Consider the following 871-nt stretch of genomic DNA (forward strand, 5'->3'; position numbering starts at 1 on the left):
CATGGTTCGGCGATGGTGATCCCGTCGGAGGGTTTTGATCCGGGGGTGGCGTTGGGGGCGGTGGCGCGGGAGCGGTGCACGTCGTTGTACGGGGTGCCGACGATGTTCATCGCGGAGTTGGATCATCCGGAGTTTTCTTCGTTCGACCTGTCGTCGTTGCGGACGGGGATCATGGCGGGTTCGCCGTGTCCGGTGGAGGTGATGAAGCAGGTCATCGACCGGATGGGGATGTCGGAGGTGTCGATTTGTTATGGGATGACGGAGACGTCTCCGGTGTCGACGCAGACGCGTGCGGATGATTCGGTGCGGCGGCGGGTGTCGACGGTGGGGCGTGTGGGTCCGCACCTGGAGGTGAAGGTGGTGGATCCGGTGTCGGGGTTGACGGTGCCGCGGGGTGAGGCCGGTGAGTTGTGCACGCGGGGGTATTCGGTGATGTTGGGGTATTGGGAGCAGCCGGACAAGACGGCTGAGGTGATCGATGCGGCGCGGTGGATGCACACGGGGGATTTGGCGGTGATGGACGAGGAGGGGTATGTGTCGATCACCGGGCGGATCAAGGACATGGTGATTCGTGGTGGGGAGAACGTGTATCCGCGGGAGATCGAGGAGTTCCTGTACACGCATCCGGATGTGCTGGACGCGCAGGTGATCGGGGTTCCGGACGCGCGGTACGGGGAGGAGTTGATGGCGTGGGTGCGGTTGCGGTCGGGGGCTGAGGTGTTGACCGCGGAATCGTTGCGGGAGTTCTGCGCGGGGAAGTTGGCGCATTACAAGATCCCGCGTTATGTGCACGTGGTGGATGATTTCCCGATGACGGTGACGGGCAAGATCCGCAAGGTCGAGATGCGCGAGCAAGCCCGCAAGCTCCTCG

1 protein-coding gene is annotated in these 871 nt (G+C 63.7%); it reads left to right on the top strand.

All coding sequences use genetic code 11. The features are described from left to right. Window positions 1-871, top strand: an 871-nt coding sequence (locus ACYVF3_RS32570; protein WP_461158123.1) for an AMP-binding protein, incomplete at both ends; no start/stop codon positions are given.

Source organism: Saccharopolyspora tripterygii (assembly GCF_054778355.1).